This is a genomic window from Mesorhizobium sp. ANAO-SY3R2 (genome assembly GCF_042466635.1).
In the GTDB taxonomy this organism is placed as follows: domain Bacteria; phylum Pseudomonadota; class Alphaproteobacteria; order Rhizobiales; family Rhizobiaceae; genus Aminobacter.
Genome location: NZ_CP159952.1, coordinates 87,102 through 110,992 on the forward strand (window position 1 = coordinate 87,102; position 23,891 = coordinate 110,992).

Annotated in this window: 28 protein-coding genes; 11 read left to right on the forward strand and 17 right to left on the reverse strand. The window is 59.9% G+C overall.

Annotated elements, in window-relative coordinates; genetic code table 11:
- Positions 1-12 precede the first annotated feature (12 nt).
- Positions 13-390 carry a hypothetical protein gene (locus ABSY17_RS00755; protein WP_378941118.1) on the forward strand — a complete coding sequence of 126 codons (378 nt, stop codon included), beginning with the start codon at positions 13-15 and terminating at the stop codon, positions 388-390.
- Between the two features lie 124 nt (positions 391-514).
- On the opposite strand, the gene ABSY17_RS00760 is transcribed toward ABSY17_RS00755, so the two are convergent.
- The 17 genes from ABSY17_RS00760 to ABSY17_RS00840 form a co-directional block, all read right to left on the reverse strand.
- A complete protein-coding gene (locus tag ABSY17_RS00760) occupies positions 515-802 on the reverse strand; it encodes a hypothetical protein (protein ID WP_378941120.1) in 288 nt (95 codons plus the stop codon).
- Between the two features lie 102 nt (positions 803-904).
- The gene (locus ABSY17_RS00765) at positions 905-1,645 is read right to left on the reverse strand and encodes a hypothetical protein (RefSeq protein ID WP_378941121.1); all 741 of its coding nucleotides are present in this window, start codon (positions 1,643-1,645) and stop codon (positions 905-907) included.
- Positions 1,646-1,662: 17 nt separating this feature from the next.
- Positions 1,663-2,169, reverse strand: coding sequence for a hypothetical protein (locus ABSY17_RS00770; RefSeq protein WP_378941123.1), 507 nt, complete (start codon positions 2,167-2,169; stop codon positions 1,663-1,665).
- On the reverse strand, positions 2,150-3,328 hold the full coding sequence (locus ABSY17_RS00775; RefSeq protein ID WP_378941125.1) for a MotA/TolQ/ExbB proton channel family protein: 1,179 nt from the start codon (positions 3,326-3,328) through the stop codon (positions 2,150-2,152). The genes ABSY17_RS00770 and ABSY17_RS00775 overlap by 20 nt, the downstream gene beginning before the upstream one ends.
- The gene (gene sctV / locus ABSY17_RS00780) at positions 3,325-5,463 is read right to left on the reverse strand and encodes a type III secretion system export apparatus subunit SctV (protein ID WP_378941127.1); all 2,139 of its coding nucleotides are present in this window, start codon (positions 5,461-5,463) and stop codon (positions 3,325-3,327) included. The genes ABSY17_RS00775 and sctV overlap by 4 nt, the downstream gene beginning before the upstream one ends.
- A gap of 168 nt (positions 5,464-5,631) precedes the next feature.
- Complete coding sequence (locus tag ABSY17_RS00785; RefSeq protein ID WP_378941129.1) at positions 5,632-6,867, reverse strand: hypothetical protein; 1,236 nt, start codon at positions 6,865-6,867, stop codon at positions 5,632-5,634.
- Between the two features lie 112 nt (positions 6,868-6,979).
- Positions 6,980-8,149 carry a hypothetical protein gene (locus tag ABSY17_RS00790; RefSeq protein WP_378941131.1) on the reverse strand — a complete coding sequence of 390 codons (1,170 nt, stop codon included), beginning with the start codon at positions 8,147-8,149 and terminating at the stop codon, positions 6,980-6,982.
- Positions 8,146-8,739 carry a hypothetical protein gene (locus ABSY17_RS00795; RefSeq protein ID WP_378940815.1) on the reverse strand — a complete coding sequence of 198 codons (594 nt, stop codon included), beginning with the start codon at positions 8,737-8,739 and terminating at the stop codon, positions 8,146-8,148. The genes ABSY17_RS00790 and ABSY17_RS00795 overlap by 4 nt, the downstream gene beginning before the upstream one ends.
- Positions 8,740-8,795: 56 nt before the next feature.
- On the reverse strand, positions 8,796-9,293 hold the full coding sequence (locus ABSY17_RS00800; protein ID WP_378940817.1) for a hypothetical protein: 498 nt from the start codon (positions 9,291-9,293) through the stop codon (positions 8,796-8,798).
- Between the two features lie 39 nt (positions 9,294-9,332).
- Positions 9,333-9,815, reverse strand: coding sequence for a type III secretion system chaperone (locus tag ABSY17_RS00805; protein ID WP_378940819.1), 483 nt, complete (start codon positions 9,813-9,815; stop codon positions 9,333-9,335).
- 8 nt (positions 9,816-9,823) lie between these two features.
- The gene (locus ABSY17_RS00810; RefSeq protein WP_378940821.1) at positions 9,824-10,738 is read right to left on the reverse strand and encodes a hypothetical protein; all 915 of its coding nucleotides are present in this window, start codon (positions 10,736-10,738) and stop codon (positions 9,824-9,826) included.
- Positions 10,739-10,781: 43 nt separating this feature from the next.
- Positions 10,782-11,954, reverse strand: a complete 1,173-nt coding sequence (gene sctE, locus ABSY17_RS00815; RefSeq protein WP_378940823.1) for a type III secretion system translocon subunit SctE — start codon at positions 11,952-11,954, stop codon at positions 10,782-10,784.
- 31 nt (positions 11,955-11,985) lie between these two features.
- A complete protein-coding gene (locus ABSY17_RS00820; RefSeq protein WP_378940825.1) occupies positions 11,986-12,555 on the reverse strand; it encodes a hypothetical protein in 570 nt (189 codons plus the stop codon).
- A gap of 99 nt (positions 12,556-12,654) precedes the next feature.
- Positions 12,655-13,026 carry a hypothetical protein gene (locus tag ABSY17_RS00825; protein WP_378940826.1) on the reverse strand — a complete coding sequence of 124 codons (372 nt, stop codon included), beginning with the start codon at positions 13,024-13,026 and terminating at the stop codon, positions 12,655-12,657.
- Positions 13,027-13,088: 62 nt separating this feature from the next.
- Entirely contained in the window at positions 13,089-13,469 is a 381-nt protein-coding gene (locus ABSY17_RS00830; protein WP_378940828.1) for a hypothetical protein, read from the reverse strand.
- Between the two features lie 27 nt (positions 13,470-13,496).
- Complete coding sequence (locus tag ABSY17_RS00835; protein ID WP_378940830.1) at positions 13,497-15,524, reverse strand: hypothetical protein; 2,028 nt, start codon at positions 15,522-15,524, stop codon at positions 13,497-13,499.
- Positions 15,525-15,536: 12 nt separating this feature from the next.
- Positions 15,537-15,908, reverse strand: a complete 372-nt coding sequence (locus ABSY17_RS00840) for a hypothetical protein (RefSeq protein ID WP_378940832.1) — start codon at positions 15,906-15,908, stop codon at positions 15,537-15,539.
- A 242-nt stretch (positions 15,909-16,150) separates the two neighbouring features.
- On the opposite strand from ABSY17_RS00840, the gene ABSY17_RS00845 reads away from it, so the two are divergent.
- From ABSY17_RS00845 to ABSY17_RS00890, 10 genes are all read left to right on the forward strand, one after another.
- A complete protein-coding gene (locus ABSY17_RS00845) occupies positions 16,151-16,741 on the forward strand; it encodes a hypothetical protein (RefSeq protein ID WP_378940834.1) in 591 nt (196 codons plus the stop codon).
- Between the two features lie 64 nt (positions 16,742-16,805).
- A complete protein-coding gene (locus ABSY17_RS00850) occupies positions 16,806-17,174 on the forward strand; it encodes a tol-pal system YbgF family protein (RefSeq protein ID WP_378940836.1) in 369 nt (122 codons plus the stop codon).
- A 185-nt stretch (positions 17,175-17,359) separates the two neighbouring features.
- Positions 17,360-17,833 (forward strand): EscI/YscI/HrpB family type III secretion system inner rod protein, encoded by a 474-nt coding sequence (locus ABSY17_RS00855; protein ID WP_378940838.1) that lies wholly within the window; start codon positions 17,360-17,362, stop codon positions 17,831-17,833.
- A 119-nt stretch (positions 17,834-17,952) separates the two neighbouring features.
- Complete coding sequence (gene sctJ / locus ABSY17_RS00860; RefSeq protein ID WP_378940840.1) at positions 17,953-18,702, forward strand: type III secretion system inner membrane ring lipoprotein SctJ; 750 nt, start codon at positions 17,953-17,955, stop codon at positions 18,700-18,702.
- A gap of 104 nt (positions 18,703-18,806) precedes the next feature.
- Positions 18,807-19,538, forward strand: coding sequence for a hypothetical protein (locus ABSY17_RS00865; RefSeq protein ID WP_378940842.1), 732 nt, complete (start codon positions 18,807-18,809; stop codon positions 19,536-19,538).
- The gene (gene sctL / locus ABSY17_RS00870; protein WP_378940844.1) at positions 19,517-20,191 is read left to right on the forward strand and encodes a type III secretion system stator protein SctL; all 675 of its coding nucleotides are present in this window, start codon (positions 19,517-19,519) and stop codon (positions 20,189-20,191) included. The genes ABSY17_RS00865 and sctL overlap by 22 nt, the downstream gene beginning before the upstream one ends.
- The gene (gene sctN / locus ABSY17_RS00875; RefSeq protein WP_378940846.1) at positions 20,188-21,582 is read left to right on the forward strand and encodes a type III secretion system ATPase SctN; all 1,395 of its coding nucleotides are present in this window, start codon (positions 20,188-20,190) and stop codon (positions 21,580-21,582) included. The genes sctL and sctN overlap by 4 nt, the downstream gene beginning before the upstream one ends.
- Positions 21,583-21,590: 8 nt before the next feature.
- A complete protein-coding gene (locus tag ABSY17_RS00880) occupies positions 21,591-22,058 on the forward strand; it encodes a YscO family type III secretion system apparatus protein (protein ID WP_378940848.1) in 468 nt (155 codons plus the stop codon).
- A complete protein-coding gene (locus ABSY17_RS00885; protein ID WP_378940850.1) occupies positions 22,055-22,771 on the forward strand; it encodes a hypothetical protein in 717 nt (238 codons plus the stop codon). The genes ABSY17_RS00880 and ABSY17_RS00885 overlap by 4 nt, the downstream gene beginning before the upstream one ends.
- Positions 22,768-23,883: a FliM/FliN family flagellar motor switch protein gene (locus ABSY17_RS00890; protein WP_378940852.1), complete on the forward strand. Its 1,116-nt coding sequence runs from the start codon at positions 22,768-22,770 to the stop codon at positions 23,881-23,883. Before ABSY17_RS00885 ends, ABSY17_RS00890 begins: the two co-directional genes overlap by 4 nt.
- The last annotated feature ends 8 nt before the right edge of the window (positions 23,884-23,891 follow it).

The following is a 23,891-nucleotide window of genomic DNA, read 5'->3' on the forward strand; positions in this document are numbered from 1 at the left end:
GGGGCAGCAGGCGTGGCATTCTCGCGGCAAACGGTCAGTACCATCGATGAATTTGCAGCGAGCATGAACGTTGTGGCGCGCCCCGCTGTCGACGGAAGCTATAGCTTCGTCTTCGAGCGTTCGGGGACATTGACCTTCACGTCATCGCCGTCGGGCGATGCGACGCTGCTCAGCCTCCATGTGCCACTACGCGCTCTCAATGAGGACATGGAACTTCGACTTGTACGGTTGGCCGGCCCCGAAATTTCGACCGACCGTTTCTTGTCGGTGGGCGTCACTCGCGACGGCGGCGCCATGCTGGTCGTGAAAATCGGCGATGATGAGATGAGCCTGCCTCAGTTGGAGACCTGTCTGCAGCAACTGCTTGCAGCACGGGCGGCGCTCCCTTGAGTGCAGTGGGTCGATCAATTCGGATACGCCTGCGGATCTTCACGCGTTCAATCGAACGTACGTAGGAGCATCCAGATTGAATGATCCGATAGTCGGATCCCGGTTTTCGATCTGACGCACCGGTCTAAAATTGTGTCTTGTCGTTGGGTTGCGTGTACACGCTGTTGGCAACGATATCGCCCGCAGGATCGAACTCGGCGCTCCGCTGCGCCTTTTCAAGCGTAGAGATGCTCGCCTGATTGAGGTAGTCCTCGAACCTGTCCGCGCCGGCTTCGGTGTTCGCCGACTTGACCTTGTCATCCACCTTGCGATGCTCCGCAGGCGAATTGAGCGGCAGCGGGGACTGTGTTCCCCTCGCTGTCACGAAATCAGGGACAGGAAGGCTGCTTGTGCGCTGAACAGAGTCAACCATTGGCCATCTCCAGCTTTGGCGCGACCTGTTCGGCCGCAGGGCTTCGTTGTGGGCGCTTGGCAGGCGCCAGCGTCCTCGTCACATTAGGACGGCCTGAGTGCGTCATCTGTCACGTATGGCACCGAACCGACTTCTCTCGATCCATGCAACGCAGGCCAATCCAGCTATCGGAAAGAAAAGCTGGCTGAAGTGCTTCATCCATTCCCTAATCCGCTCGACAACGCCCGGTGGCTCGGCGTCCACAGTGGATTGTCTTGTCGGCGCAGCCTGAGCGCCGGGTATCGGGTCGGCGGTGCCTTGGAGCAAAGCGGCAAGCCCGATACGGAATGCCCTTGGGTCGCTGGCTGTTTCGCCAAGCTGCAAAAAGGCAGGGGCCCAGGCCAGATCTGGCCTGTCCGGATCGCGCATGGCCGCTGCGACAGTCAGTTCGGTGAATTCGGTTCCGCTGTTTTCGAGCTGACCGACCAACTGATTGTAGAGCGCATTGGAAAACACTTGTAAGCGGATCGGGACGTTGGTGCGCGCAAGACCAGCGGCCACGGCAGAGAGGTCGTTGGCTGAAAGGCGGCGCGACTGTCCGCCGCCAGGCTCTCGGACCTCGATCCGATCGGCAAACAGGTCGATACTGATGCCCTGGCTGGCCTTGCCGTGCACAAACAGCTGGTCGATCATGGCCGACGGCCCTAGCGCACGCTGCCGGGTCAGTGCGAACGCCCGCGTGGCCTCGATCGGAGGCGGTTCCGCTGGAGTCGTGTCATGCCTTTGGACAAGGCTAAGGAAAACCAGCAGGATCATGAAACAGGCCGCGAACATGCTTGCGGACAAGTCCGTCAGCACGGTCATGCTTATGCGCCATGAGATCATGGCCCGATCACTCGCGGCCTCGCGCCCCGGCATGAGCGGGCAAGCACGGCGTCACGGACATACGTGCATCCCGCGTCAATGCGGAGCTGGTAGAAATGGTCGACCCCGAGCGACCCCGCGAGCGACGAGAACAGGAACGCGCTCTCTTGCCCCTCCGGTTGGATGACCAGCAGGATGTTCCCACTCTGTGCCGCTGCTCGAAGGCCTTCCGACAGGTCCCGATTTCGCAGGATCTCGTCGAGCCCGATCCGGGCATCGTTTTCAACGACCAGGATATTGGTGTCGGCTGCGACGTAGAGCGCGGGTGTCTTGCCCTCGATGACGACGTTGCTCCAGTTGAGCTCAGCCGCCTGCGGTGACGCAAGCCCGCCCGGCGTTCGGATCGCTGGAAGCAGCGAAAGCAACATCAGAATGACGACAGCAACAAGTGCGAGGAAGATATCCGCCATCGATGCCGGCAGATCCAGCGGGCCGCTGTCGTGATCAGACTGATGGTGGCTCATCAGGAAGCATCTCGACCAGATGGAAACATTCGGCTGCGATTTCGCCTTCGCGCTTTTCCAGCAATGCCAGCAGCAGAGAGGCCACAAGGGCTCCAGCCAGCCCAAGCAAGGTCGTTTCGAATTTCACTGCGAGACCAAGCAAGCTTGCACCGATGTCAATATCGCCATTTCCAGACGCCTGTAATTCTCCGGGCAATCCGCCGACTGCTGCCGTCAGGCCGATCACCGTGCCGAGAAAGCCCAAGAGCGGGATGAACGCGAGAAGTGCACGGATCAAGTGTCGCGATGCCGCGTGGAACGCCACAAGCGAACGCGCGGCTGTTGGGTCGACCCGATTGCGAACGGCTTCGCGCACGAAATACATGGTGCGGGTATGCGCGTATTGCGGCAGAGCCGCGTTTGCTGACCGCTCGAGTTGCGCTTTGCTGACGTCACCTTCATCCGCCAACTGAGCGCGACATATATCGCGCAGCTTTCGAAGCACCGCGCTGTCCTGATGGGCGAGCAGGGCGGCATCGAGCGTGGCCGCGACAACGACGAAGAACAGCAGCACGATTGCCACATGGATGATGGTGGTGCCGGTAAAGGCGCGGACAATGATGGCCAAAGCATCCAGTCGCTCAGGTGCAACCGCGATGCTCCCGGTCAACTGATAAAAGAGGAGCGTGAAGCAGCTTCCAAGCAGCACGGCGGAACTCATCGACTGCGTGCGTGCATTCCCGCTTCCGAGCGGATTTCGCCAGAGCGCTCCGAAACGCTGTTCACAGGATTCGGCAAGCACGCGCGCGGCGAACAGTAAAACCAGAATTTGCGGCCAGACCGGTCCTTCGTGCACAGCGACAGCCAACGCCTTGCCGGCCAGCACCTCGCCGGCGAGAGGAACCACGATAGCCATGATCCCGGCACACATTGCGGACAGGCGCACGAGAAGATGCAACCGGCCATCCATAGGCGCCAGGATGAGGGCTGCCAGCAATCCCACGAGGATCAGCACGCAAAGCCCGAAAAATCGGACGTCCTGAGTGAAGGCGTTGGCGATGCAGTAAATGGCGAAGGCCACGACTAAGAACAGAAGATATGCCCGCAGCCTGCCGTTGTCGGTGTCCGGTTGCGTCTGCTTGGCGCCGTGTTCCGAGCTTGGCGACCAAACTCCAGTCATTCGGCAGCGGCCAGCTGACCCTGCTGTGCCATCCGGATCCGTTCAAGCGGCTGGATATTGGCACTTGGCGTCAGCTCCTGGTAGGAGAGTACCGCAAGCTTCGGAAAGTCCCGCTCCACGATCTTGCGCATGAAGCGCCGAATGTCCATCGGCGCAAGAATGACAGGTATGGAACCGGATGTGGCGCTCTCACGTATCCCCACCACGTTTTTGATGCTGGCCACCAGCTCGCGGTGAATATCGGGTGACAAGGCCAGATAGGATCCTCCGCTCGTCTGCCGGATGGCGCCACGTACGGCGTCTTCGATCTCCTTGGAGAGCAGATATGCCGGAAGGATGTTCTGTCCGCCCGAGAATTTGTGTGTGATGTAGCGGCTCAGCGCGCCCCTGACATGCTCGGAGAGGATGATCGCGTCCTTCTCGCGCTGCCCCCAGGTAACGAGCGCTTCCAGAACCGTGCGCAAATCCCGGATGGATATTTCCTCGCTGACCAGGCGCTGCATGACATCGGTAATCGTGGTGATCGGCAGGAGGCGGGTCGCCTCGCGGACCAGTTCGGCAAAATTCTTTTGCATCTGATCCATCAGGAACATTGTTTCCTGGACACCGATAAAGTCCGGCGCATGCGACTTCAGGATATGCGCCAGATGGTAGGTCAACATGCTGGACAGGGTCATGACCTGCATCCCAGCTTTCTCCAGAATAGGAAGGTGCTTCGTCGACACCCAAAGACTTGGCGTGTTGGGCAGGAAATCCTGACCGCGCTCGAACGGGATGTTGAACATAGCAAGATTGCTCTCGGTCTCCCGCACGATGACAAAGCCCGGACGGGCAAGGCCTGCGGCGACCGGGACCTCGTTGACGAGGATGCGATATTCGCCGTCCTTCAGGTTCTCGTTCAGGCGTAGGTGGATTCCTGGGAACGGAACTCCCAGATCGAAATAAAGGGCTCGCCTGACCCGGGCGACCTCGCGGTCGAGCTTGTCCGGACGGATCGAATTGCGCACGGTCGCCGCGATGTCGACGATCAATGGCACCGTCAGAGCAAAACTGACCGTTTCGATCGGCGTTGTGTCCTCCTTGTCATCCGGCAGGGTAGGGGGTGCCGACATGGCCGCAAGGTCGCTGGCGAGCGAGGGCATTTCCGTAGATCTGCGGCTGCTGTTTTCGCGGGTCTGCTTGCGCGACAGATAATATCCGCCGAATCCAACGATCGCCGAGAGGATCAAGAAGACGTGCCAAGGGAAGCCCGGAACAACCGCGAAGATTGCAAGGATTGCGGAGGTGATCATCAGTGCCTTCGGCTGATTGACCAACTGGCTCGTGATATCGCTTCCGAGATCGCCATTGTCGTCGGAGGCAACGCGCGTGACGATAAACCCGGCGGTAATTGAAACAAAAAGAGCAGGGATCTGTGCGATCAGGCCGTCGCCGATGGTCAGCAAGGCGTAGAGGTTCAGGGCTTCGCCCCCTTCAAGACCACGCTGGAATACGCCTATGCTTATGCCGCCGATCAGGTTGACGAAGATGATGATGATGCCGGCGATCGCATCACCTTTGACGAACTTCATGGCGCCATCCATGGCGCCGTAGAGTTGGCTTTCTTGTTCCAGCTTGTTGCGGCGGCGCTTTGCTTCGTCCAGTTCGATCAGGCCGGCGCGCATATCAGAGTCGATCGACATCTGCTTGCCCGGCATCGAATCCAGCGAAAACCGCGCCGACACTTCCGCGACGCGCTCCGAACCCTTGGTGATGACGAGGAAGTTCACGATCGTCAGAATGAGGAAAACAACCATGCCGACGACGAGGTTGCCACCGACAACGAAATTGCCGAAGGTCTCGACGATATGCCCCGCATCACCCTGCAAAAGGATGAGGCGTGTAGTGGTGATCGACAGCGCGAGGCGGAACAGGGTGGACAGCAGCAAAATCGAAGGGAAAGCCGAAAGCTGCGTAACGTCGGTCAGGTAGACCGCCGCCATCAGCAGAATGACGGTAAATGTGAGATTTATGGCAATCAACACGTCTACTAGCGCTGTCGGCAGCGGCAAGATCATCATGAAGATGATACTGACCAGCAGGAACGCCAGTAACAGGTCGTTGCGCTTGGACAGTTTTAGCAAAAAGCGCTGCATTCGGCACCTTAAACATCGCCCCTATGCTAAGGGCCGAACCGGAGGATCCTGACAATCAGAAACAGATAATCACGTCGTCTGCAATTCTTACGCCCGGATATTCTTGGAAAACCTATGTGCAGCTCTTCGCGGACAGGCGCGCAGCCCCGGTTCGCGACCGATTGAGACCTAGATATCGATGCGGAAGCGATTGGCGACGGTCGGCACGGTTGGGGCGTCAGTATCAATTCCGGACATCACGCCGACGATTGTGGCGAGGGCGCCGAGCAGGGCAAGCGCCGATTGCGCGATGTTGCGGCTTCGATGCTCGTCTTTCAGGTCTGCAAGGCGCAGGCGCGTCGCTTCCAAAGCTGCGTTTGCCTTCTCGCCGACAACCCCCAATTCGCGCGTCAGGGATTCGAATATCTGGTCGATAGCCTTGTCGTGACCGGCTTCGTCGACGTCCTGCTGTTGGCGGTTGGCTTGGTAGGCGGCGGTCAGGTTTGCCGCGACGGCCGCCGCCTGCAGGGTCATTTCTTCAAGCTCCCGGATCTCTGTGGCAAAGGATTGCTTGTGCTGATCAACGCGGGTCGCCAGTGCGCTGGTGGCGCTCTGGAGCGCGGCAGCATTGGAGTTGGAGAAACTGTTGCGTATGGCCTCGGTCTTTGGCCCGTCGATGAACGTTGAGCGCTGGCTCTGCGCGGCAGCGAGTTGATTGCGCAGCGAGGCAAGCAGCGCCTCTTGCTCTTCGGCCTTTGAAGAGCCAGGTTTCATTTTTTTCAACATGGCCTCGGCGTCCGAGACTTGCTGTTCCAGGCTTTCAATCCGGGCATTTGCGAGTTTGATGTCGATCGTCTCGCGGCTTGCTAATGCCGTGCTCAGGCCGTCACGCGCGGTGCTGAGTTGGGCCTGCAGTTGCGTTCGCTCCGCTCCGACGACTGTCGGGTCGGCTAGCCGTGCTTCAAGCTGTGAAATCTGGCCCTTGAAGGTGTCTATCCTGGCATTTTCGGTGTTGCGGGCAGACACGAGCGGATCTGTCTTCTCGCGAACGTCAGCCAGCGACTTGGCCGATGTGTCCCTTGCCTCGCGCTCATTTTCCGCGGCCTCGCGCTTTGCCTCCAATCCAAAGGCAGAGAGCGCGGCTGCAAGGCTTGCCAGGCTGGCCAGCGTATTTTGCTTCCGGCCTTCCTCCATGGTGAGTTCGAGGGTCAGCGACACCCTGGAAAGAAGCGCGGCGATATCACCGGGGGCGTTGGGCGTGCGGATGCCGAGATGCTGAAAAGCGTTCTGGCTTGTGGTGCTGCCGATCAGCCATAGGGGTGTATAGCTCTGCTGCGTCGCGGGCGCGATCGTCTCGGCAGCGGGTTGCACGGCACCGGGCAGCTGACCGGAAGCTGGTTGAAGTGATGGGACGATCGTCGACATTTAGCCTCGATTTCCGCGTTGCGAATATTCGTCGATGGCAACCTTTACCGAACATTGCGGGTGCAGCTGTGTCGAAGATGACTGACACATGCAGCCGAGAAGACGACGCCGGCTAGCTGAGATCGATGCGCCGTCGGTTGCCTGGCGCCGGTTTGGTCTGCAACTGTCCTTCGACTGATATATCAGCGATGAACGACTCCAGTTCTGCGCTCAGCGCCCGCACGGCCGCACTGAGATTGCCCAGCAAACAGGCCAGCGCCTGCGCCAAGCCCGGACCGTCTCCGGCCCGTTTAAGGGCCTTAATCAGCTTTTCTAGATGCTGGAGGCTTACGCCGAAATTTGCCAGGTAGGTCAACATCTCCACCTCGCTCCTGCTCAGCGTCTTGTCGAGCGCGACGACCTCGACGAATGCCTTGGCCTCCGGGTTCGCGAACGGGCGCGCGGGCGGCCAGCCAGGCAGGAAGTGTGCGTTCAGCACAAAGGACGCGATGACACCTGCCCGCTCCGGCGCAGCAGTGATCACGCCGGCGGCCATCGAGGTGAGGTCGAGCTCCACCAGACCCCTTCTGATCATCTCCGCCTGGACGGAGGCGTCGGCGACCTCGCCAGGCAAGGTCATGATCGGTGCGGCGTTAGCCAATGTCGCTTTTTCTCCGGCGCTGATGCGCGGTGTTTCGGCACGAGCCTCGGCAAAGGAGGGACGTTCCCAGTTCACCTCGGAACGTTGCGGTTCCGGGCGCAGGACGAGCGAAACATCCATGCCGACAGGCTGCCGAGCGCCGGGGCGCTGTTCGTTGCCGGGTCCAAAGAATTCTGCAACCGACCCTTCAAAACCTGAGGCCGGGCTGTCGACAGTGGCTACGCCGAGCGTCGGCTTGGCCCCACCCGCGCCTGCCGTGACAAAGTCCGCCAATGGTTGCGCGAGCGTCGGCTTAACCCCGCCCGTGCCTGCCGTGACAAAGTCCGCCAACGATTGCGCGAGCGTCGCTGCCCATTCCTGGCCAACACGCTGCGCTGGACCGGCGAGTGGGGCACGGAGCGCCTCCATCATGGACGAAAGTGCCGCCGCGCGCAGGCGTTCGGGGCTATCGGTCGGCAGGCTCGAACGATCGGCAGGCGGCGGCGGGATACCCTGGCTGAGCGGGTCGGGGAGCGTCAACGACGCAGGCTTGCCAGCTGACCTCTCCACGGCAATAGGCGTCGCAGCGATGTTGCGGCCGATTTCTCGGATGAGGTCCCATTTTTCAGCGAGAAAGCCGCCGCCAATGGGGTCGACGCTCATCTGGCTATCACACTTGGTTTTGCATTGCTTGCGGATGCGGTGTGGCGTCCCAGCGCAACTGCCATGCGGGCGGCTTCCTGCCGCATCCGCTCCGGGATATCTTGATCTGGCGCTTCGTGGAATCGGGCGAGATAGCCGCGCGCACCGCCGTAGTCGCCAGTTTGGATCGCCAGTTCGGCCGCGTGGAATGCGGGAACGGCCCAGTGCGGCCGCAGCCGCGCGGCGGTGCTGAAGGCGAGGGCGGCCGCGTCCAGACTGCCGCGCAGGCGCAGGCATATGCCGAGCCCGATCCAGTAGTCCGCGCTCTGACCGTCAAGCACGCACAAGGCGCGAAACAACGGTTCTGCCCGATCGACCCGGTCGACCATGAACCACCGGTGTGCGCGCGCATACAAAAATTCCGTCAGTTCCGAGGGAAGACCGAGTGCCGCCCCGACGTCGTCACCTTGCTCAAGCCGCGCAAGGAACTGGTCGCCACTTATACCAACTTCCTGCAAAAGGCCGCTGCAAAGGGCGACCATCATCAAGGCATCCTGCCCTTTCAGCCCGAATCGTGCGCCGATCGTCGAAATGTCTTTATCTTCGGGCACTTCTTTCGTCCCTGTAGGGCTCATTGGTGTCCCTGCCTGCTCTCGGCTCTGGGGCCTTAGCCCAACGCCGGCATCGAAATGCGGTCCAGCAGGAGCCCAACCTCCTTGACCACGGCACCATTGCCATTCGCATGTTTCAGCGCGTCATTGAGGTCTTCTGTGGCTTCGTCCATCTGGCCCAACATGATGCAACTCCGGCCAGAAAGGAGATATCCACGCGGGTCGGAAGGCGCCAGCATGATGACGGCTGATGCGGCTTGCAGGGCGACGCAGTGTTCTCCCATCAGATTGGCGCAGTTTGCAAGACCGACCTGGAAGTCGACATTCATAGGCTCACACAGAACAAGACCGACATAGACACGCATCGCCTCGCCATACGCGCCCCGCAAAAGGTGGTTGGAAGCTACTGTCAGGCCGATACGAAGCGCCTCGGTTGAGAGCCCAAGTTCAGCGCCAAGCTGACCCGACAGAAATGGGACGCTTGTGTCACTCGAAACCGGTTCTTTCGCCTCCTTCAAGGATGCGTAACTACTAAGTTCTCCCAATGCGCTCATCGATGTGCCCCCTCCCGTAGCACGGTCATTCTTTTGTTATCATGGCTTGAATATTACCGGAGCATCAGCTCCGTCGAATTTTGGTGCGGCAGGTCTTATCGTCGCATATTCTGTTTTGAATTCCGACGAGTAGTACTCTGTAAGTCGGACAACGTCTTCAATTTTTTTGACTAGTATCGCCGTCGAGTGCGATTTGTAGAGGAATCGCGCTTGCACCAACAGTGATATGCCCTGATTTTTCAGGGATTTTACGTATACTGACGCATCGCTATCGAGGAGAAATCCGAGATTTGTTTGAAGAATCTTGCGGATTTGCGCGGCTCTGGTGGTTTGTTCCGTCGCCACCGTCCCCGCCACACCCTCGACGATGAGGGCGCCGCGTCCGTTGTCGAGCAGGTTGAGGGAGATGCTCTCGACACGCAGTTGGATATGCCCGGGCTCGGTAAACTTCGGCGCGGGCAACCCCAAGGATTGCCACAGCGCCTCGATAGCTGACCTGAATTCCGGCAGAACGGATTGCATCACTGTCCTCAGACCCGTGTCAGCGCACGCATTGCTTCGACTTCTGCATCTTTCAACTCCTTGATGAAGTTGATGATCTGCTTGATCATGTCATTCATCGTGTCCTGAACTTCCTTCTTGAGCTCGGCTGTCTGCTGCGCGAACTGTGCGTCTGCGGCGTCGCGCATACCCTGCGCTTCTTGCCGCTTGGCATCCGCCTGGAGTCTCGCGTCCGTGGTGGATCCGGCAGTCTTGACGATTTCACCCGACGAAGTGGCCAATTGGCCTATGCCCGCATAGACTTGCGTTGCCGACTGCGCTTTCGCAAAGGCATTGCTCGCAAGCGAAGTCGCCGCCTCCTGGGGGGTCATACCCTTCATGCTCTGTATCGCAGTCGACATCTTGGAGAGCTGGCTCAGGCCGGAAACGGCGGTGCCCAGGGATCCGGCGATCGAGATCGCACCGCCGATCACGCCCGCGATCAGCGCCGTGAGCGCGCCTTCCGTCATTTTATCGGCAGCCTTGTCCATGCTGTCGGCCTGGTTCATCAATTCGGCTTTCGCGGTTTCGCGAGCGTTCATCCGGTCGGCGAGGGCGTTCTGGCGCTGCTCCCCTGCCATTTCGATCATGGCTCGCGCTAGGAACTTCGCAATATTCCCCACGAAGGCGGTGGTCTCCGGCGGCAGGTCGGCCAACAGTTTGGCTGCATTTTGCAGTGAGGTAAGTTTGGCCTCGAGTGCGCCGGGGGCGGAGACATCGCCCGGCGCGAGATTGTACACCGCCGCAAGGAGCGCTTCCTTCTGAGCCTGCGGAATGGTCTCCAGCCTTGCCTGCACGCCAAGCTGCACCTTGTCGGCAAGAGCCTTGTCCACCGTCAGTGTCTTCTGACCATCGACTTCCGTGTAGAAGGACTTCGGGAGCATATTGAAATTGGTATCGATCATTTCATTCTCCTGCGTCTAGGCGATCGAATTCGGGAAGGGTTTGTCACCCAGCGAACCGTGCTCGGCTGAGGGTGTTGCTGCGGTCGTTCATAGCCGAGGTGATTTCATCCAGGATGGCGTTGAAGCGCTCGCTCGATGCCTGAAGGCGCGACAGGGCCTGGTCGATCATGTCGTCGAGGGCCTGCATGAAGGCTTCGTTGACCTTGGCCTGAGCCTCGAGTCGCTTCGCCTCGGCGCGGAGGGTGGTCGCCTCGCTCTTTGCAACGGTGGCGGCGACACCCACGGTGGCGGTGCCGGCGGTGGTCACGGCTTGGGTGACCCCTGCGGCGTTTTGGGCCAACTGCGCACTTTGGCCAAGGGTGCTCGCCGAAGCCTGCATCGAAGCCGAGAAGCCCTGTTTGGCAGCGGAAGCGATACTCTTTGCCATGTGTGCGATGCTCTCTCCCGCCTTGTATGCGGTCTCACCGGCCCTGGCGCCGGCACCAACCGCCGATGACATGGCCGAACCGACACCGGCTCCACCTGCGGCAACCGCAAAAACGACCCCCAAAACGGCAACGCCGATCTTGAAGCCCATATCCGCCTTGGCGATTTGCTCCTCAGAGGCGCCGGCGGCCTTTGCGATATTGCCGGCAATGCCAAGGCCCGTTGCCGCCGTGATGGTGGAATCAATGGCCATCACAAGGGCCGTAACAGCGGCCGCGAGCAGCAACACGCCCACGGCTGTACCGACGCCCGTTGCGATCAGCACGGCAGCGACCGCCGCCGCGATGAGCGCTCCTAGCCATTCGAATGCGAGCTTGATCTTGTCCCAGATACTGCCGTTCTGAGCTTTTTCCAGCTTCTTGGCGGATTCCTCGAGCTTGGCCTCCTTCTCCTTCATCTGGGCCTTTTTGGTCTCCTGGTCCGTATTGATCTTGCTTTTCTGCGTGGTCGCTTCCGTATCGCGCATGGCGACGGCGACCTGAACAAGCAGGACCTCGGTATCGACGGAACCTGTGCCAGTCATGAAGGCGGCGAGACTTTTTAGCGCCTTGGCAAGATCGGGTTTTTCACCGCCGTTGTCGCTAGGTGGCACGATCCCATTTGCAAGGGCACCTTTGCCGGTAGCGCTGGCGCGTGGGTCCTGTGTTCCATTGATGTTGGACAGATCGGTAGTGTTGGGAATGACCTGTGATATTCCAATGGTTGACATGATCGAGTTCCCCAGGCCCAAAATGGGCTTTCATTTGTGTTGTGAGCAGTAATCAAGACTTGGACGGTTTGCCGGCTGCGGCGACTTCCGGTATCGCGAGCATCGCGAGCGCTTCCTGGAGCGCTTCCGGATCACCGGCGCCCTCCTGTGCGAAATTCCGTGCCGCTTCGAACGCGACGTAGGCGTCCGAATATTCCCTAGCGGCCATCAGGCATTCGCCAAGACGCAGGTACCCAGCCGGGTTGGTGGCATCCAGGGCGAGGAACTGCAGGTACATGTGGGCGGCTTTCTGAAGCTCGCCGCGGGTCTGGCAGGCAACGCCAAGCGCGTAATACGCGCGCTCTTCAAGCGGATCGAGCTGGTTCAGGCGCATCAGGACGTCGATGGCCTTGTCAGTTTCTCCGACCTGCAACAGACGGCAGCCCATGTCGAGGAGGGCAGCTTTCTGATCCTTGGTGATGCCAAGGGCATCTCCCAGCGAACTGCCATCGCTGGTCAGCTCGATGATATGCCGCGTTTTGGCATCGAGATGGGGCATGGCTTCGCGCGTCATGTTCTGCGCGAAACTCATTGCATCTTCCATAGCCTTCTTGTTGCTGAAAACGCCATCGAGGATGGACATGAAAAACCCCTCTTCGCTTTGTGCTGAAACCATTCATAGCGACTTCAGCGGAAGGGTTTGTACTGTAGATGACAGCTGCCGATACTTGGCGGCATCTGTCTATTCCGGCTGTTCGATCCCTTCTTCTCCGTGGCGCAGATAGGCGTCAAGCGCGTCGCGCGCGCGCGCGGTATCACCCAGTTCAGACAGGCACTTCGTCTTGATGTAGCGCCGCGCGCGCTGCTGGGCGTTGAGCCGATACGTTCCGAACCGCTCGATCGGGCTGAAGCGGTCCAGCACGTCAAGAACGTTCAGCGCCCCCTGCCAGTCCTGTGACGCGAAACCCAGAACCGCGCGCGCCAGATGTACGCTCGCACTGTCGTCGCCGAGTCGGTGCAAGGCTTCCGCAAGCGCTCGCGCCCGTTCGACATAGCCATGGCGCAGAAGCACGAAGATGTTGAGCAGAAGGAAATCCCTCTGACGCTTGGTCAAGGGTGGTTCCGCCTTGGCGAGCGCAAGCGCACGGCGCGATCGGCGGTCGTCATCAGCGCTCGTCATCCGCGTAAAAGCATCGCGAGGGCGGCCCGCGTTTCGCGGTCGAAAAACGCGTCGACGCCGAGCAGGTCGGCGGCCGACTGGAAAAGTACGGCCGTCTCGCCGTCATGCGCGGCCGCGTGTTGCGCAAAAATCTGCTGGAGCTCGGTGCGGGTCTGGGACATGACAGAAGGATCAAGAAGGCCGGGATCCAGATTGGTTGGCTGCAAGACTTCAGGCAGGCGCTCGTCAAGCGAGGGTCTTCGCAGCACCTCGTCGAGCGCGGCTTGCTGGGGAAGAAAAACGGGGAGGCCGGTTCCTTCGCGTGGCAGTTGCAGGTCGTCGCCGAGGTTCCAGCGTGTAACCCGCTCGACGCCAATGTCCAGATTTCTGATACGCATCGTGCCTTTACCCGTGCCGGCCGCGGCCTATGTTCGACTGATGTTCGCCAGTATTTCGTTCATCTTGGCAAGCGCGTTGTTGGCGAGTTCGAAGTGACGGTTGCGCTGCTTGTCGAGCGAATTGATGTCGTTCATCTTGATCTGACTGTTCTGGTTGATCAGCGTCACGGTTTCAGAGAGACGGGTCCCGATCGTGCTCCACTGAGGATGTGTCATCCTCACCAAGTCGTAGTTTTGACCGCTCTCATCATTTTTGTCCTGATGAAAAAAATTGCTCAATGGCCTGCTGATGCCGCGGAGCCGTTCAAGCGGATGCTTTTGACGGCTGCCCAGGACGTCTTCGAACATCGCGATCATCATCTTTTGTTCGGTGGACAAGGAGGGATAGTCGTCAAACTCCGTCTTGCCGAGAATGAACTTTCCTCCCTCGTCGGCTTTCCCGAAGAGTTGCAGCGTCCGGTTGATGATGTCCTGCATTGCCGCATAGGTCTTCAGCAGGGCGTTCTGCTGATTGATCTCTTCGGTTTCCATGACGACATGGGCTTCCAGCGTCAGGTTGTACAAGCTCTGCAATTTGTAGACGAGGTAGGGGACGTCAAGCTTTTTGCCAAACAAGGAACCGTCATTGGCCGCGACCGCATTGCGCGCCTCGGCGAGTTCGGCGATGCGCTTTTCCTGGGCAATGAAGATTGCATAGCCCTTGTTGATTCCAGACATGTCTCCATTTGGTGAGATTACATCGTAATAAACAGTGATAGGATCGCTGTATTTACCTCCATTCTTGTCGCTGTTGTTCATATATGCTGTCGCTTCTTGGGGGGCTTTCACGTCAAAAAATTCAAATGCTCTTTGGTATCTTTCCCGTAATTCCTGGACTTTGTTACCGACATCTGCTGGCGAGACTAGGCCGGAATTTTCTATTTGGCCTTTCAGTATCTCAAGTTGTGTCAGGAAGGGTTTTTGATCGTCTGCGGGTAATAGCGAAGCAGGTGTTTTGTTTTTTGTCTTATTTGCCGCGATTGAATCATCCGAAATACGATCGATGACACTCTGCACTTGGGCGACGAGGGTGGCTGTATTACTGCTCAGTCCAAGCGCTTTGACCAAAGCACCGCTCACGTCCAATCGGACAACTTCGTCCTGATCGGCCTTCGACAAGGTTGCGATCGCATTCTTGTCGAGCGATTGAAGAATGTGGTGTTCATTTGGATTTGATTTGGAGATGAAGGCCGTCAGCAATGGGTTGCCCGATGCATCGGCGATGCTCAGCGCGCCGCCCGTGCCGTGGGTCTTGATGTACTCCAACTGGTAGGCGGAGTGCCACGTCGAGAAGCTCGCCAGGAATGCTCTCTTTGCGGCATCGGTGGTCAGTGCGCTGGGAGGCGTGTTGAAGTCTTCCGGGCGGAACTCCACGGGCATGATGTTGTTGACGCCGTCAAGCGAGGGGAACAGAGCCTCGGCACTCGCCGCGATGATCGACGATGGAGACCCGGCCGCGCCTCCGTTCAGATAGTAATAGGGAATCGGCTGATCGTCCCCTGACGTTCTCTGGATGACGCCGGCGCCTGATTGCACGTCGGGCACCGCGCTGGCGAAGATTTTGCTTTGCCCGCCGCCGATCGTGACGGGTTGAGTTTTGCCTTGAAGATAAGCGACCTGGTCCTGCTTTTTCCAGGAGAGGAAGACGTCGGGGGCGAGCAGAGCGGGACTGGTCGCAAGTTCGGCTGGCGTGGCGTCGCGTCCCGTGCCGTTGACCGCAAATTCCTTCCCGGGGAGGGCGCCTCCGGGCGTTGCCGGCAGTTGCAGAAGGACCGTCTTGGTGTCTGCAATGGAAACCCGCATTCCGTTCGGTGGTGTGCCGAGTTCGAGTGATTTCGGAGTGCCGGCACCATGCTCGTTGATATAGGCAACCTGGTTGGCGCGAGGCCAAGCGAGGAACGTGGCCGAGGCAAGGGCAGCGGGCGCTATGTCGAGATAGCTGCCGACGGGAGCGTTCCAGCCGGGTTGGTTTGATGACAGTCCCAGCGCGCCGCCCCAGAAATTCGAGATGACCATGACGTTGCCCCCCTACAGCCTGATCAAAGTGCGCACCGCGCGCGGTCGCTGCTCAAGCGACGACATGTTCCCACCCGTGTCCGCACCCGATTTGCCCTCTGTCGCTCGAATATGGTCTGCAAGACGGGAGAGTTGCCGTACGATGTCTTCCATGGAGCCGCTGCGACCGATCTCGTCGATGATCTGCGCGGCGAGCGGCGAGCGGGAGCGCCATGCGTGCTCGACCTTTTGCATCTGCAGGCGCAGCGTCTCGAACACGGCTTCATGGTCCTGTGTTTCCGGCAGCCGCGCCGCGAGCCATTGGTCGATATGCAGGGCGGCCTGACGCCCGTCCATGCCCACATTGCCATTTGCGACATGGTTGCCTTCGCGGTTGAAGAGCATTCGCCACCTTTGGATTCATCCGACTGGACGCTCTTTCACTATAGCCACCACAGAAGGCTCCACTGTGCCGTTCGATACAGTCGTGCGGGCGCATTTATGTGAGGTTCCCGCAACAGCTGCGCTGCCAAGGGTTTGGGTGGGGCGAAAAAGGGTTTGAGTCGATGCGGGTGCTGAGCCCCAGGGAAGAAATTTCACGGACGCTTCCCTTCATACCTGCCGGTCCGGCCGGAACGCAGGCTGCAATGAGCGACGATGATGATGCGCGGCGGCAGCTTGTGGAGCTTGGCCTGACGACGCTTCGCCGGCGGGCGGTTGAGAGGGATAAATTGGCGGCGGCGGTCCTAGCGATCGCCGGAGATGACATGGATGCAGCACACAAGGCGTTTGAACGGATACCCGGCGCAACCGGCTCATCGCCGGGTAGCGACACCCTTGCATTGTCCTGCATGGATGACGTGGGGCCGATCGGCGGCCTCTACGGCGCCGCTGTGGTTGCTGATTCTGAATTACGGGAACAGCATTCGGCTCTGCTGCTTGCTGTGCGGGCGGGCACCGATGAAAGCGCGCACGAAGCGCTTCTCGGCCTCGCCGTCCTGGCATTGCGGCGCAACCTATTTAAGGAAGCGGACGCACTGGTCACAGCCTGTCTCTCGGACGAACCGATGCATCCGCGCGCGGGTAGCATCTTCGCCATATGCGAGTTGGAACGCGGACATTCCGCTTCGGGGCAGGCGTATCTGGCCGCGGCATGTCGGCACGCACGACGGGCACGCTATTTCCGCAACGAATTGCAGATCGCCCAGCGGGCGCTTCTCTTGATACATCTGCAGTAAGGAATTGGGCCTGCTCGCCCGTCACCATGTGACGACAGGCGAGGCGGCAGTCGGGGACGGATAGATGGTGGAGTTGATTGAGGCCGACGATGTTCGGCTGCTTGTGGAATTGGGGTTCATCGCGCTGTCAGCGGGCCTGAACCAGGAATCGGAGCGGATTTTCGCAGGGGTCACTGCCGCACGACCAGATGCGGAAGCCGGCTTTCTGGGGCAGGCGCTTGTCCAGATTGCGCGCAACGATCTCGATGAGGCGATTTCGACGTTGAGGGCGCTGCCACCTAGCGATGCTGCAATGACTTATTTGGGACTGGCGCTTGCGCGGGTTGGAGACAGGAACGAAGCGCAACGCGTTTTCAAGCTCGTTGTGGAGACGGCTCCCTCCACCCCGTTTGCGGCGCTGGCAGCGGCTGGATTAAAAACCCTTGAAGGTTAAGTTTCTTGCGAAAAAATTGGCCAGATGATTATGTGCGATACCGTTTGCAAATAACATCCACGAATCGCGATGCGCCCCGTTTCGGGTTACGTGAACTGCAAAATGTATAGCATTCAGAATCTTGCTTGATTGCGGCGTCGCGCGTTCAATATTGAAGCTCATCTGATGCGGCTGGAGATGCGGACATGATAACTGGAATTCCTCTTGCGGCAGCCGGCACGATTCCAGCTTCCGACGCTGCTCGCACTATTCCTGCTCAACAGGTAGACGCCTTCAAGGACGCGCTTCAGCGCCAGGCGGTTGATCAGCCGGCTGCGACCCAACAGTCTGGGCCAGTGGCTGTATCCGCATCCCCGCCAGCCCAGGCCGAGCTTGATGCCCAGGCGCGCGCGCGCCGCGGGCTCGGTCTTGAAGGCGTGGAAGGCGCGTCCCGATCCGAGCCCGGAGACATGATCCTTGACGGTCTTCAGAAGCTGCGTGGTGTCTTCGATGCGCGGGAAGCGCGGGTGTCGGAGCTGATGAAGAGCTCCAGCGTCGATGCGTCCATGCTGATGGCAGTGCAGATGGAAATCACGAATTTCACCCTTCTGGTGGATATCTCGTCAAAGCTGACAGGTAAGTCCACACAGGCGCTCGACACGCTCATGAAGGGGCAGTGACGGTTGTGGGGCCAATTTCTGAACGTCGCATTTTCGATCATGACCGCTGGTGCAGGCCGATGCGTGCGCTCGGATTGACCCTTGTCCTACTTTGCGTTTTCGCTCTGAGCGCATGCAAGGTGGACCTCTATTCCAATCTCAGCGAAAGCGAGGCCAACGAGATGCTTGCCATCTTGATGTCCAACGGCGTCGCCGCGGAGAAGACCTCGTTCAACGAAGCGTTTGTCCTGCGTGTCGAAGAAGGTGAGATGGTGCGGGCGATCACGATCTTGACCGGCAAGGGTTACCCCAAGATCACTCGGCAATCGATCGGGTCGGTATTCCAGAAAGGGGGCATCATATCCTCGCCCTTTGAGGAGCGTGTTCGTTACATCTACGCACTTGGCGAAGAAGTTGCGCAGACGCTCAGCCAGATCGATGGCGTCTTGACGGCGCGCGTACACGTGGTTCTGCCCGATCAGCCGCAGCTTGGCCAACCGGTCAAGCCGTCATCGGCGGCGGTCTTCATCAAGCACGAGCCGAATGTAGATCTTGAGTTCTTTGTACCCCAGATCCGTCGTCTCGTTAGCAGTTCGATTGAAGGAATGGACTATGCCGCCGTCACTGTCGTGCTGACTGAAGCGCTGCCGTCGGAGCTTTCGGCAACCGCTGTCGACGCGCAGATGGTCAGCGTCATCGAAGGTCTCGCAGTAAAACAATCCGACGCGTCCTATTTCTGGCAGCTCGTATATGGCGCCTTGGCGTTTATCGTCGTTCTGCTTGCAGCCACGGTGGCAAGTTTGATTGCGTTGATTGTGGTGAAGCGTCGGTCGCGTACCCGCAATGTCGCGCCGTTGGGTAGCGGGGAGACGATCCTCGAGCCGTCCTGAGGTGCGGCTACGCGTGTCTCCGGCGTGCCGGACGCGGTTTTTAAGTCTGGATTGGCGAGGGGGACCGCTGTGCCGGCGTGGTACGAGGGGCTCGCAGGGGGAGAATGATGGAGGAGGCCAGGAGCGGACCCGCGAACGGGCGTGCTTTCGGTGAAATTGCTCGTGTAGCGAGTGCGCTCGCGCACGTGCTTGACGGTTTCGATGAAAGTGCGTGGATCGACGCGACGCTCGTCCCGGCGGAGATGCGCAAGCTGTCGGTTTCGCCGCATTTCGGGCGCTCGATCCGCGCCATCGCGACACGCGCGGTGACTGGAGCGGACTTCAACGTCTCGGCCACCCAGTTTTTTGCACTCGCCGCAGATCCCAGGGGGCGGCTTGCACTGAAACTCGTCAGCGCCCCCGCTGAGGAACTGGAGCAGGTCTCTCTGCTGGTCGCTGCCGCCATCCTGCACCGCGCCATACTTCATACGACGGCGAAAGCCGAGCGCCAACGCGTGCGACTTGCGCTGGGCCCTGCTGCTTTCATGCTCGCAACCCAGGAAGCGCCCGTGCTCTATGCGGGACTTATGACGCCCGATGGCGACAACCTCCTCCTTTCGATCCTCTCTGCAGGCGCGGACGAGAAAGACGTGCAGCGCGGTTTCGTGCGCTTCGGCCTGGCAGCACTCCTGCGACTGACGGAGGCGGTGGCGCCGGGCATCGAACGACTGCTTGAACGCCGCCTGCCACCCGATCTGCGGCCTTCTTTGAACGGAGCACCCCCTGAACTCGATTGCAGCCTGTTCGTGAAACTCATTCGCCGGAGGATGCCGTCATGGTCGGCTACTATCGGATAAGGGAACTTGGTTTCCGACTTGCCTCCGGGGCGCACATCATTCCGAAGGCAACTTTTGAGCCGGTTGCGGAATCCAGTGCGATTGTCGACGCAGCTCGCCAACTCGCCGCCACCATCATCGAAGATTCGCAGCGGACTTTCGAGGAGATGAAGCAGCGCGGCTATGCAGAAGGCACGGCACGCGCAAGGGTGGAAGCTGTCGAGCGGCTCATCGAAGAACAACGTGTGCTGGACGCCAGCATCGCAGCGCTTGAAACTGACGTCTCCGAGCTTGTCATTGCCGCTGTGCGGTCACTGGTCGACACGTTCGACGACAACGCCAAGGCCGAGATTCTGGTGCGCGCATCGGTGCGCCAAATGCGCCGTGAGAAGAAAGCGGAGTTGCGCGTTTCGCGTGAACAATACGAGTATCTACGCAAGATCATCGGCACGATCGTCGCCGATTTCCCCGAAGTGGAACTGGTCGATGTCGTCGCGGACGATGGACTTGTCTCCCCCCAGATCATCGTCGAGACCGCCATTGGCCGCGTAGAGGGCGATATGGGGCGCAATATGGATGATCTGGCGCTCGCCATCCGGAACGCGGCAGGTGCGCGGCAAGTGACCGACTCCGTACCGGAGAGGGCAGTGGCGGCCAGTGGAGACGCCGGATGACCGTCAATCCGTCGGACCTTGCTGCCACCAATATTGCCGCGCTGGTTGAAGGCCGTTCAACACTCATCGCGCAGCGCTTCGACCAGTTGCACGGACGGCTCAAGACGTCGATCTCTGGGTTCGTACCGTTCGGACTGACAGGGCGTGTACGCAAGGTGATCGGTACAATTATCCACGCAGCGGTGCCCGATGTGCAGGTCGGCGAGATCGTCGAACTCTTCAATCGTACCACCAAGGCACGGATGCTGGCCGAGTGCGTGGGATTCATCTCCGAAGAGGCACTGCTGTCTCCGATCGGCGACACGCAGGGCATAAGTCCGCAGACGGAAGTGCGACGCACCGGCCGCGTGCAGCAGATCGCCGTCGGGCGTGGCCTGATGGGGCGCGTGCTCGATGGTCTCGGCAATTTCGTCGACGGCAAGGACGATCCCTTCGTCCCGGAAACATACTATCCGGTCTATCAGGATCCGCCGGCACCGATGACCCGCCGCATAATCGACAGCCCGTTGCCGCTTGGCACGCGGGCCATTGATGCCATGCTGACCTGCGGCGAGGGGCAGCGCATGGGGGTCTTTGCTGCCGCTGGCGGCGGCAAGTCGACGCTTCTCTCGATGCTGGTGAAGGGTGCTGCTGTCGATGTCACCGTGCTGGCGCTGATCGGCGAGCGCGGACGCGAGGTGCGCGAGTTCATCGAGCACGACCTTGGACCTGAAGGAATGAAGCGTGCGGTGGTGGTGGTTGCGACCTCCGACAAGAGTTCTATGGAACGTGCCAAGGCAGCCTTTGCGGCGACCGCGATCGCCGAGTTCTATCGCGATCAGGGCATGAAGGTGTTGTTCCTGATGGATTCGGTGACGCGCTTTGCCCGCGCGCAACGCGAGATCGGCCTTGCTGCAGGCGAGCCCCCGACGCGTCGCGGTTTTCCGCCGTCGGTCTTTGCGACCTTGCCAAAGCTGATGGAACGCGTCGGCATGAACGACAAGGGTTCGATCACCGCCCTCTACACCGTTCTGGTCGAGGGCGACGACATGAACGAACCGGTCGCCGACGAGACGCGCTCCATTCTCGATGGCCATATCGTGCTGTCGCGCAAGCTAGCCAGTGCCAACCACTACCCCGCTATCGACATTCTCAACTCCAAGAGCCGTGTCATGACGGCCATCAGCACGCCTGAACACCAGGAGATGGCAGGCAAGATCAATAGCTGGCTCGCCGCGTATGCCGAAGTCGAGTTGCTGGTCAAAGTTGGCGAGTACAAACCCGGCAGTGATGCGCAGTCCGATCTCGCCATCGCCAAATACAAGGATATCAATGCCTTTCTGCGGCAGCGCACGGATGAGTTCGACGACTTCGACACAATGCTATCCAAGTTGCGGGTGCTGACGCGATGATCCGGCAGATGAAGATGCTGCTACGCGTCAAGGAGCTCAAGGAAGAACAGGCTATGCGCGCCATGCAAGCCAAGCGCCAGCAATTCGATTCCGCGCAGCGCCAACGCGTCAGCGCCGAGGCCGACGTCACCGAGAGTGCGGCCACTTTGCCAAGCCGCGAGAACGCCATCTACGCTGAAATTCTCGGCAAGATCGTCGATCAGGACGAGATCGACCAAACCAAGGGGCGTGTCGTCCAGCTCGAGAAGGAACACGGTGCGCTCAAGGACATCGCTGAACGCTGCCGCCACGTCGAGCATCGCCTCGAAGGCGAGCTTGAAAGCGCCACGCTGGCCTATCGGTACGCGCAAAAGAAGCGCGACAAATTCCAGATCGTTACCGATGATCTTGTGTCCGCAGCCGCCGTCGAAGCCGAGCACCGGGAAGAAGTCGAAGTTGAAGACCTGTTTTCTCGACCCAGAGCGAGGATGGCATGACACGCATTGGCGGCAGCCGGGCAGAAGGCAATGGCGACACCCGCAACGAACTGTTGCAACAGATGCATGATCCGGCGTTTGGAAAGGCCGGGCATCGCGACAAAGGGTACGGCCTGCACAGCCGCTTCGGCGGATCTGATTTCAGGGACGGCGTCACGGACGAGCGCGAAAACGCATTTCTGGAAAAGATGCGGCGCATCGCTGGTGATCGCGACGCCGATTCCCCCGCGGAGGTCAGCCCGAAAGAGCCACGCCTCCTGGCGATGGCTGTTAACCCTGCAATGGTGCCGTTTTCCACTGCGCCCGTCGTGACCAGCTGCGCGATGACAACTTCCCTTATGCCGGATATCGAAGCCGCAAAGCGCGTGCAGGCCTTGGGCGACCGCATCGAGCAAGCCATCCGCGCAGAGATGCGCGTTGATCCTGCAGCCGGCATGACGGTCAAGCTAGATTTGCCCGGCAGTGAAAGCGGCCTGGCAGCCATTTCTGTCGTGGTGAGCCGCGATAACATCGAGGTGGTGCTCCGCCATGGCGGCCTTGGCGATCTGGCCGGCCTGGCGCAGGCGGCGCAAATGCTCGCCGAACGCCTCCAGACTCGGTTCTCGCGCCGCGGGGTGCAGATTTTGGAAGTCGAGATACCGGCCACTACGGAACCGTCGCGAAGCATGGACGAAATTTCGGCACTGCTTTCCAGGCAGGGAGAGCGATCTTGACCAAGCCCTGGCTGCCCCCGCAGGTCGGTCTTGACCGTACGGGCCTCTGGAACGCGCTGGTTGCGCTGAGCGATCAGGCGATCGCGCTGGAAGGAGCTTCGCTCGCCTTTACGCTCACTGACGCGCCGCGTGGCGATGCCTGGTGTCTAGCGTTTCACCCGCGCAGTCTCGACGCCCCCTTTCTCGTCCACGTTCGCAACTTCCCGTTTCGGGAACGCCTTGGGCTTGAACTCGATGTTGCAGACTTCCCGTCCCTGCCTGCCGGCCTGCACGAAGCCATGTATCAGGGCATCGCACTGGCACTGGCAGAAACGGTCTTGCCGGGGCAACCCGACATGCTCCGTCTTGAAAAGCAGAATGTTCTGGCGGCATTCAAGGACTTCGCCGGCAGTAACGTCCAATGGTTTGCGGTTCAGGTCACCGGTGAGGATGGACTGGCGATCGATCTTGATCTGGGCGCAGACCGTAAATCTCTTTTGCGTCTCGTCGGGGATCGCCTGCCGTTGGGTTCGGTCGCCCAGAGGCAGCTCGCCCAGCAGATCCATGTCCCCGCCTACATCACGCTGGGTTCAATTTCACTGACGTTCGGCGAACTGGCGCTTCTGGAGTCGGGGGCGGTCGTGGTGATGGCCAAGCGTTCACCCTCGACAATGCTGGTGCGCATCCAGGACCATTTGCTCGATGTGGCAATGGTCGATGATGGCTGGCGCTGTGTCGACATGCAGCCGTTGAACGATTTTCCGGCACGCGTGAGGCATTACGCACATGATGGGGGACGAGGTATGAGCGACGACGCCACCGAGGAGGAACTGGGCCATGCCCCCGATCCCGACGCGACAGAAGTGGAAACGCAGCGAGTCCCGGGCGGTACCGAAGGTATCTCTGTTGAAACGCTGCGCCTGACGATCGACTTCGACATAGGCCGAAAATCAGTACCGTTGGCAGATTTCTCGCAGTGGCAGATGGGGACCATCGTCGATCTGGATATGCCGGTCCTTTCCGACGGTGTCGCTGTAACGATCCGCGCCAACGGTGATGTCGTGGGAACGGGTGACCTCGTGCGCATCGACGATCGCATTGCGGTGCGTATTACCCGCTTCCTCCTGGACTAGAGCATAGG

Coding starts and splice junctions, on each gene's coding strand:
- ABSY17_RS00760 (WP_378941120.1), bottom strand. CDS start 802: ATGGTTGACTCTGTTCAGCGCACAAGCAGCCTTCCTGTCCCTGATTTC.
- ABSY17_RS00765 (WP_378941121.1), bottom strand. CDS start 1,645: ATGACCGTGCTGACGGACTTGTCCGCAAGCATGTTCGCGGCCTGTTTC.
- ABSY17_RS00770 (WP_378941123.1), bottom strand. CDS start 2,169: ATGAGCCACCATCAGTCTGATCACGACAGCGGCCCGCTGGATCTGCCG.
- ABSY17_RS00775 (WP_378941125.1), bottom strand. CDS start 3,328: ATGACTGGAGTTTGGTCGCCAAGCTCGGAACACGGCGCCAAGCAGACG.
- sctV (WP_378941127.1), bottom strand. CDS start 5,463: ATGCAGCGCTTTTTGCTAAAACTGTCCAAGCGCAACGACCTGTTACTG.
- ABSY17_RS00785 (WP_378941129.1), bottom strand. CDS start 6,867: ATGTCGACGATCGTCCCATCACTTCAACCAGCTTCCGGTCAGCTGCCC.
- ABSY17_RS00790 (WP_378941131.1), bottom strand. CDS start 8,149: ATGAGCGTCGACCCCATTGGCGGCGGCTTTCTCGCTGAAAAATGGGAC.
- ABSY17_RS00800 (WP_378940817.1), bottom strand. CDS start 9,293: ATGAGCGCATTGGGAGAACTTAGTAGTTACGCATCCTTGAAGGAGGCG.
- ABSY17_RS00805 (WP_378940819.1), bottom strand. CDS start 9,815: ATGCAATCCGTTCTGCCGGAATTCAGGTCAGCTATCGAGGCGCTGTGG.
- ABSY17_RS00810 (WP_378940821.1), bottom strand. CDS start 10,738: ATGATCGATACCAATTTCAATATGCTCCCGAAGTCCTTCTACACGGAA.
- ABSY17_RS00820 (WP_378940825.1), bottom strand. CDS start 12,555: ATGTCCATCCTCGATGGCGTTTTCAGCAACAAGAAGGCTATGGAAGAT.
- ABSY17_RS00830 (WP_378940828.1), bottom strand. CDS start 13,469: ATGCGTATCAGAAATCTGGACATTGGCGTCGAGCGGGTTACACGCTGG.
- ABSY17_RS00835 (WP_378940830.1), bottom strand. CDS start 15,524: ATGGTCATCTCGAATTTCTGGGGCGGCGCGCTGGGACTGTCATCAAAC.
- ABSY17_RS00840 (WP_378940832.1), bottom strand. CDS start 15,908: ATGCTCTTCAACCGCGAAGGCAACCATGTCGCAAATGGCAATGTGGGC.
- ABSY17_RS00845 (WP_378940834.1), top strand. CDS start 16,151: ATGAGCGACGATGATGATGCGCGGCGGCAGCTTGTGGAGCTTGGCCTG.
- ABSY17_RS00850 (WP_378940836.1), top strand. CDS start 16,806: ATGGTGGAGTTGATTGAGGCCGACGATGTTCGGCTGCTTGTGGAATTG.
- ABSY17_RS00855 (WP_378940838.1), top strand. CDS start 17,360: ATGATAACTGGAATTCCTCTTGCGGCAGCCGGCACGATTCCAGCTTCC.
- ABSY17_RS00865 (WP_378940842.1), top strand. CDS start 18,807: ATGATGGAGGAGGCCAGGAGCGGACCCGCGAACGGGCGTGCTTTCGGT.
- sctL (WP_378940844.1), top strand. CDS start 19,517: ATGGTCGGCTACTATCGGATAAGGGAACTTGGTTTCCGACTTGCCTCC.
- sctN (WP_378940846.1), top strand. CDS start 20,188: ATGACCGTCAATCCGTCGGACCTTGCTGCCACCAATATTGCCGCGCTG.
- ABSY17_RS00880 (WP_378940848.1), top strand. CDS start 21,591: ATGAAGATGCTGCTACGCGTCAAGGAGCTCAAGGAAGAACAGGCTATG.
- ABSY17_RS00885 (WP_378940850.1), top strand. CDS start 22,055: ATGACACGCATTGGCGGCAGCCGGGCAGAAGGCAATGGCGACACCCGC.